This is a genomic window from Streptomyces sp. NPDC058662 (assembly GCF_042716255.1).
In the GTDB taxonomy this organism is placed as follows: Bacteria; Actinomycetota; Actinomycetes; order Streptomycetales; family Streptomycetaceae; genus Streptomyces.
This window is the reverse complement of the sequence record NZ_JBHXRU010000086.1, coordinates 1-7,316: the sequence shown is the minus strand read 5'-3', so window position 1 is coordinate 7,316 and position 7,316 is coordinate 1. Positions and strand designations below refer to the sequence as shown.

General features: G+C 73.7%; 6 protein-coding genes and 1 pseudogene. 2 read left to right on the top strand and 5 right to left on the bottom strand.

Translation table 11 applies throughout. The features are described from left to right. The first annotated feature begins 28 nt into the window (after window positions 1-28). A complete protein-coding gene (locus ACFWUQ_RS24700) occupies window positions 29-364 on the top strand; it encodes an SCP2 sterol-binding domain-containing protein (protein WP_384541871.1) in 336 nt (111 codons plus the stop codon). A 66-nt stretch (window positions 365-430) separates the two neighbouring features. Here the strand turns inward: ACFWUQ_RS24700 and ACFWUQ_RS24695 are convergent, their stop codons facing one another. The 4 genes from ACFWUQ_RS24695 to ACFWUQ_RS24680 are packed head-to-tail and all read right to left on the bottom strand — an operon-like array spanning window position 431 to window position 4,515. Continuing rightward, a complete protein-coding gene (locus ACFWUQ_RS24695) occupies window positions 431-1,234 on the bottom strand; it encodes an ABC transporter ATP-binding protein (RefSeq protein ID WP_384541868.1) in 804 nt (267 codons plus the stop codon). Window positions 1,235-1,281: 47 nt separating this feature from the next. Continuing rightward, on the bottom strand, window positions 1,282-2,343 hold the full coding sequence (locus tag ACFWUQ_RS24690) for a FecCD family ABC transporter permease (protein WP_384541865.1): 1,062 nt from the start codon (window positions 2,341-2,343) through the stop codon (window positions 1,282-1,284). Beyond that, on the bottom strand, window positions 2,340-3,395 hold the full coding sequence (locus tag ACFWUQ_RS24685; protein WP_384541915.1) for a FecCD family ABC transporter permease: 1,056 nt from the start codon (window positions 3,393-3,395) through the stop codon (window positions 2,340-2,342). Before ACFWUQ_RS24685 ends, ACFWUQ_RS24690 begins: the two co-directional genes overlap by 4 nt. Before the next feature lie 52 nt (window positions 3,396-3,447). After that, window positions 3,448-4,515 (bottom strand): HAD hydrolase-like protein, encoded by a 1,068-nt coding sequence (locus tag ACFWUQ_RS24680; RefSeq protein ID WP_384541862.1) that lies wholly within the window; start codon window positions 4,513-4,515, stop codon window positions 3,448-3,450. 112 nt (window positions 4,516-4,627) lie between these two features. Between ACFWUQ_RS24680 and ACFWUQ_RS24675 the strand changes: the two genes are divergently transcribed. After that, complete coding sequence (locus ACFWUQ_RS24675; protein ID WP_384541859.1) at window positions 4,628-5,899, top strand: DUF1015 family protein; 1,272 nt, start codon at window positions 4,628-4,630, stop codon at window positions 5,897-5,899. A gap of 444 nt (window positions 5,900-6,343) precedes the next feature. Here ACFWUQ_RS24675 and ACFWUQ_RS24670 read toward each other — a convergent pair. After that, a pseudogene (locus ACFWUQ_RS24670) lies at window positions 6,344-6,973 on the bottom strand (tetratricopeptide repeat protein); the annotation flags it as partial. Window positions 6,974-7,316 lie beyond the last annotated feature (343 nt).

The following is a 7,316-nucleotide window of genomic DNA, read 5'->3' as shown; positions in this document are numbered from 1 at the left end:
TTCTTTGTTTATCACTTTGTCTACTAGCTTGTCGTCCCCCACCGAACCCCCCCGACTCGCCGCCAACCGGGCCGGGGCCGACCGGGGCGCGGTCGGCGCCGCCGCGCTCGACCGCTCCCTGAGCTGCCACATCACGGATCTGGACCGGACCTTCACCGGCCGCCTCGACGGCGGCCGGATCCGGGTGGACGCGGTGGCCCCGGGCCCGCCCGCCCGCAAGGCCGAGATCCGGCTCGCGATGACCGGCGACGACCTGCTCGCGCTGGTCGCGGGCGAACTCGGGTTCGCCAAGGCCTGGGCCTCCGGCCGGGTCAGGCTGGAGGCCGGCGTCCGCGACCTGCTGCGGCTCAAGCGCCTGCTCTGAGCGGAGCACCGGGGCCGGGACCGCCGTCCCGGCCCGGCCGGCTCCCCCGACCCGCCGTCCGACGGCTCAGGCGGGGGTCCTCGTACGGGCCTTGCGCGCCGCCGGGATCACCAGGGGCGTCCCCGTCTCCGGGTCGTCGATGACCTGGCAGCGGAGGCCGAACACCTTCTCCACCAGCTCCGCCGTCACCACGTCGGCCGGCGGCCCCTCGGCGACGACCTTCCCGCCCCGCATCGCGATCAGGTGCGTGGCGTAGCGGGCGGCGTGGTTGAGGTCGTGCAGTACCGCCACCAGCGTCCGCCCCTGGTTCTCGTGCAGCTCCGCGCACAGGTCGAGGACGTCGATCTGGTGCTGGATGTCCAGATAGGTGGTCGGCTCGTCGAGCAGCAGCAGCGGGGTTTGCTGGGCCAGGGCCATCGCGATCCACACGCGCTGGCGCTGCCCTCCCGACAGCTCGTCCACGGCCCGGTCGGCGAGTTCGGCGACCCCGGTCGAAGCCATCGACTCGTTCACGATCCGCTCATCCTGCGGCGACCACTGCCGCAGCAGCCCCTGGTGCGGGTAGCGGCCGCGCGCGACCAGGTCGGCCACCGAGATGCCGTCCGGGGCGATCGAGGACTGCGGCAGCAGGCCCAGGGTCTTGGCGACCTGCTTGGCGGGCAGCGACCCGATGGCCTGCCCGTCCAGCAGCACCCGCCCGGCGGAGGGCTTCAGCATCCGCGACAGGGCACGCAGCAGCGTGGACTTGCCGCAGGCGTTGGGGCCGACGATCACCGTGAAGGAGTTGTCGGGGATCTCCACCGTCAGGTCCTCGGCGATGACCCGCTGGTCGTAGCCGAGGGTCACGTTCTGCGCGGTCAGCCGCTGCACTTGGGCACTCCTCAGTTCTCGAACGGGCGCAGCCTGATGCGTCGCCGTCATATACGTCCCGCCTTGCGCTCGGTGACGAGCAGCCAGAGCAGGTAGACACCGCCGACGAGTCCGGTCACCACGCCCACCGGCAGCTGGTCGGCGCCGAAGGCGCGCTGCGAGGCCCAGTCGGACGCCAGCAGCAGCACGGCGCCCATCAGCGCCCCGGTCAGCAGGTTCCCGCCGGGCGAGCGGGTCAGCCGGCGGGCCAGCTGCGGCGCGGCGAGCGCGACGAAGCTGATCGGTCCGGCGGCGGCGCTCGCCGCGGTGGTCAGCAGGATGGCCGCCAGCATCAGCAGCAGCCGGGTGCGCTCCACCGGCACGCCCAGCGCGTACGCGGCGTCGTCGCCCATCTCCATCATCCGCAGCGCCCGGCCGTGTCCCAGGATCAGCGGGAAGAGCACCGCGCAGACGGCCAGCAGCGGCCACACCTGGGCCCAGTCCCGGCCGGCCAGCGACCCGGTCAGCCAGACCATCGCCCGGGTGGCCTCGGTCATCTGGGCCTTCGTGATCAGGTACTGGATCACGGCGACGAGGACGGCCGAGGCACCGATGCCGACCAGCACCAGCCGGTAGCCCTGGATGCCCCGCTTGTACGCCAGCAGGTACACGGCGACACCGGCCAGCAGGCCGCCGAGCAGCGCGCCGGCGGCCACCGCGGTGGCACTTCCCTTGAACAGGATGATGACGACGAGCGCGCCGACCGCCGAGCCGTAGCCGAAGCCGAGCAGGTCCGGGGAGCCGAGCGGATTGCGGGAGACGGACTGGAAGACGGCTCCCGCCATCCCGAGGGCCGCTCCGACGAGCAGGGCGACCAGGACCCGCGGCAGGCGCAGGTCGTTGACGATGAAGTCGTTGGCGGGGGTCCCGTTGCCCAGCAGGGTCCGGACGACGTCCCAGGGCTCGATCGGGTAGTCGCCGGTGCCGATCAGGAGCACGGCCGCCATCAGGGCCGCCGCGGCGAGCAGCACGCCGACGAGCAGGGCGCGCCGCTCGACGCGCAGCGAGATCCCGCCGGGCAGGTGCAGCGGACGGGGCCCGGACCGGGGGCCGCGGAGGTCGACGGTCACAGCTGGGCCATCCTCTTGCGCCGGACGAGATAGATGAAGACGGGGCCGCCGAGGAGCGCCGTGACGATGCCGACCTGGAGTTCGGCGGGCCGGGTCACGACGCGGCCGACCACGTCGGCGCCGAGCAGCAGCACCGGCGACAGGACGGCCGAGTACGCCAGCACCCACCGCATGTCCGGTCCGGTGAACGCGCGCACCAGGTGCGGGATCATCAACCCGATGAAGACGATCGGTCCGCACGCGGCGGTGGCGGCGCCGCACAGCAGGGTGATGGCGACGGCGGCGCCGATCCGGGTCCGCGTCAGGTGGGCGCCCAGCGCCCGCGCGGTGTCGTCGCCCAGGGCCATGGCGTTGAGCGGCCGCCCCAGCGACAGCGCGAGGACCGCGCCGACCAGCAGGAAGGGGGCCACCTGACGGATGGTGTCCATATTGGCGGAGGCCAGCGAGCCGACCGTCCAGAAGCGGAGCTTGTCGAGTGCCTTGCTGTCCATCAGCTGCACGGCGTTGATGTAGCCGACGAGGGCCGCGCTGGCCGCCGTACCCGCGAGGGCCAGGCGCACCGGGGTGGCACTGCGGCTGCCGCCCAGCACGTAGACCAGCACGGAGACCGCGGCGGCGCCCAGGAAGGCCCACCAGACGAACTCGTTCAGCGAGCCGGCGCCGAAGAAGCTGATGGCGGAGACCACGGCCGCCGCGGCTCCCGCGTTCACGCCCAGGATGCCCGGCTCGGCCAGCGGGTTGCGGGTCAGCGCCTGCATCACCGCGCCGGACAGGCCGAGGCCGAGGCCGACCATCAGCCCGAGCAGGGTGCGCGGGACCCGCAGGTCCCGCACCACCACGTCGGAGGGGGTGCCCGCGTAGGAGAACAGGCCGTGCCAGACCTCGCTGAGGGGCATCTGCTTGGCACCCACGGCGATGCTCAGGACCGCGACCAGCGCCAGCAGGGCGAGGGCGGCGAGCAGACCGGCGGCGCGCACGGCATGGCGCGGGCGGGCTGCGGCGGCCCGTTCGGGCGCCGCGCTCGGTTCGGATTGAGGAGGACTGTCGACCAACACGCAGGTTAGGTTAGCCTAGCCTGCGCCTGTCCAGGGTCATCCGGACGGCTCAGAAACCCAGCGTGGCCAGCGCCTTCTCCGCGTCCTGCGCGCAGGCACCGTCCCCGGCGGCCGACCATGCGGCCGCGCACAGCGCCCGCAGCCCGTCGAGGGGATCGGCTTCCGGCGCCACCGGCTCGCCCGAGGGCACGGTGGCGATCCGGGCCACGTCCAGTGTCTGCCCCAGCGCGACCGCGGACCAGCCGCCGCACTGCCAGGCGCCCTTGACCTCCCGCACCTGCGGCTGCCCCGTCAGGAGCCCGCGCAGGTCCCGGTCCACGTACGTCGGCCGGTGCCGCGGCTCGGCCCGCAGCAGCTGCGCCGCGTCCGTCACCCCCGTCAGCACCAGCAGCGAGTCCACCTCCCCGTTGAAGGCGCCCTCGATGTCGGTGTCCAGCCGGTCCCCGACCACCAGCGGCCGCTTCGCCCCCGTCCGCAGCACCGTCTCCCGGTGCATCGGGGGCAGCGGTTTCCCCGCCACCTGCGGCTCCGCACCCGTGGCGATCCGGACGACCTCCACCGCGGCCCCGTTGCCCGGCGCGATGCCCCGCGCCCCCGGGATGGTCAGGTCCGTGTTCGATGCGAACCACGGCACCCCGCGGTTGACCGCGTACGAGGCCTCCGCGAACCGCCCCCACGCCAGGTCTGGTCCCCCGTACCCCTGGACCACCGCCGCGAGCCCCTCCTCCTCGGCCGACTCCACCGGCACCAGCCCGCGCTCCCGCAGTGCGACCCGCAGCCCCTCGCCGCCGATGACCAGCACCTTCGACCCGGGCTCCACCTGGTCCGCGATCAGCCGGGCCACCGCCTGCGCCGAGGTGATCACCTCGCCCGCCTCGGTGGGGATGCCCAGCTCGCTCAGATGCTCCGCGACGGCGTCCGGCGTCCGCAGCGCGTTGTTCGTCACGTACGCCAGGTGCATCCCGTCCACCCGGGCCGACGCGAGGGACTCCACGGCGTGCGCGATGGCCTCGCCGCCCGCGTACACCACCCCGTCCAGGTCCAGCAGAGCCGTGTCGTACGCCTGGTGCAGACTCCGCTCACTCGCCGCGGGACTGGTCCTGCTCAGCCGGGTCATCCTGGACGCTCCTCCTGGGTGCCCTCCAGCGGTAGCCGGAGGAGATCGATCTTGTCCGATTCCGTGCTCCCCCGATCATCCCGCATGGCGAGACGGGTCTTACCATGCACCAATGACCACACCTGGCACCGCGGACCACGGGCTGCGCCTCATCCCGTTCCAAGGCCTGCGCTACGTACCGGAGCGCGTCGGCAGCCTGGCCGCCGTCACCTCGCCGCCGTACGACGTGGTCGTGCGCCCCGACGGAGTCGACCACCTCGAATCCGCCGATCCGCACAACATCGTGCGCCTGATCCTCCCGCAGGCCGGCACCCCGGCCGAACGCAACGAGCAGGCCGCGCGCACCTTGCGGCACTGGCTCTCCGAGGGCGTGCTCAGCGCCGACTCCGAGCCCGCCCTGTACGTCTACGAGCAGCGCCGGGCGGGCCTGCTCCAGCGCGGTGTGATCGGCGCCCTCGCCCTGTCGGCCGCGGACGCGGGCATCGTCCTGCCGCACGAGGACGTCATGCCGGACGTGGTCACCGACCGGGCCGGCCTGATGCGGGCCGCTTCCGCCAATCTGGAGCCCCTGCTCCTCACCTACCGGGGCGACGACCCCGGCACGGGAGCGGCGGCGGTCGTGGAGCGGACGGCCCGGCGGACGCCTCTGCTGTCGACCACCACCGAGGACGGGTTCCAGCACCGGCTCTGGGCCCTGACCGACCCCGCCGACCTCGCCGCCGTGACCGCCGACCTCAGCCACCGCCAGGCCCTCATCGCCGACGGCCACCACCGCTGGGCGACGTACCTGCGCCTGCAGGAGGAGCACGGCTCCCCCAGCGCCTGGGACTTCGGCCTGGTCCTCCTCGTGGACACCGCCCGCTACCCGCTCCAGGTCCGCGCCATCCACCGGATGCTGCGCCGCCTGCCGGTCGCCGACGCCCTCGCCGCGCTCGACGACCACTTCCGGATCCGTCCGGTCGACGGGCCGCTCCCGCTGGCCCTGGAGGTGCTCGCGGACGCGGCGGAACGCGGCAACGCCTTCCTGCTGACGGGCGCCGGCTCCTTCCACCTCGTCTCCGACCCCGACCCGGCCCTCCTGGACCGCACGGTCCGCCGCGACCGGCCCGAGGCCTGGCGGCGCCTCGACGCCACGGTGCTGCACGCGACGCTCCTGGACGCCCTGTGGCGCATCCCGGACGCTCCCGAGCAGATCAGCTACATCCACGACGCGGCGGCCACGGTCGCCATGGCCGAGCGCCACGGCGGCACGGCCGTCCTGCTGCACCCCGTACGCGAGGAAGTCGTCCGGGACCTGGCCCGCCAGGGCGTGACGATGCCGCGCAAGTCCACCTCCTTCGGCCCGAAGCCGGCCACCGGCCTGGTCCTGCGCGGCCTCGACTGACCTCCCCCCACCTCCTCCGGACATGGGAAAGGGCGGTACCCCGACCGGGGTACCGCCCTTCCTCATGTCACGCCACCGGCTGCTTCACCGGGTTCAGGCCTTGTCGCGGCCCGCGTCCCGCTCGTCGTCGCGCTCGTCGTCCCGGTCGTCCTCGTCCGGAACGTCCTCGTCCGGGACATCCTCGTCGGGGACGTCCTCGTCGGTGACGCCTTCGTCGGTGACGTCGAACTCGTCCTCGGCGTCGTCGTCCTCGACGTCGATGTCGTCCTCGACCTCCCGGTCGTCCGCGACACGGGAGTCCGAGCGCTCCAGCGGCTCGTACTCGTCGTCGTCCTCGTCGTAGTACTCGGCGACGTCGCCGGCGCGCTCGGCCGCGGCGACCTCGGCCGGGTCCTGGTCGTCGTCCGCGTCGTCCTCATCGGCGTCCACGTCGGCGTCGCCGCCGGCGGCGTCGACGAACTCGACTCCGTCGAGCTCGGCGAGGCGGTCGGAGGCGTCGGTGGCCCCGTCCTTGTCCGCTTCGAGGGTCTTGCCGAACCACTCGCGCGCCTCGTCCTCGCGACCGGCCGCCAGCAGGGCGTCGGCGTAGGCGTACCGCAGGCGCGCGGTCCAGGGCTGGACGGAGCTCGACGCCAGCTCCGGGCTCTGCAGGGTGACGATGGCCGCGTCGAGCTGCCCCTGGTCACGCCGGGCGCCGGCCGCGACCAGACGCATCTCGACCTGGCCGGCCTTGTCCAGCTTCTGCACCTCGGGCTCGCCGGCCATGGCCAGGGCCCGCTCCGGGCGGCCGAGGCCGCGCTCGCAGTCGGCCATGACGGGCCACAGCTCGACCGAACCGGTCATGCGCTTGGCGGCACGGAACTCCGCGAGTGCCTCGCTGTACTTCTGCGTGGCGTACGCGGCGAAGCCCGCCGCCTCGCGCACGGCGGCGACGCGGGAGGCCAGGCGCAGGGCGATGCGCGAGTACGCGTACGCCTGCTCGGGCTCGTCGTCGATCAGCCGCGCGACCATGACCAGGTTGCGCGAGACCTCCTCGGCCAGCCCCTTGGGCAGGCTCAGCAGCTCCTGGCGCACATCGGCGTCGATCTCGAAGCCGGTGACGTCCTCGTCGATCGGAAGCCGCTTGACCGGGTCGCGGTCCCGGTCGGCGCGGAAGTCGCGGTCGCCGCCGCGGTCGTCGCGACCGCGGAAGCCGCCACGGTCACCACCGCGGTCGTCACGGCGCGGGTACGACGGGCGGTCGCCACCACGGTCGTCACGGCGCGGGTAGGACGGGCGGTCGCCACCGCGGTCGTCACGGCCGCCACGGAACCCACCGCGGTCGTCGTCGCGACGCGGGTAGGAGGGGCGTCCACCGCGGTCGTCGTCACGGCGCGGGTACGACGGGCGGTCGCCCCCGCGGTCGTCGCGGCGGAAG

What these genes read in the sequence shown, in the direction of transcription:
- ACFWUQ_RS24680 (WP_384541862.1), bottom strand. Translation starts at nt 4,515, where the DNA reads ATGACCCGGCTGAGCAGGACCAGTCCCGCGGCGAGTGAGCGGAGTCTG.
- ACFWUQ_RS24675 (WP_384541859.1), top strand. Translation starts at nt 4,628, where the DNA reads ATGACCACACCTGGCACCGCGGACCACGGGCTGCGCCTCATCCCGTTC.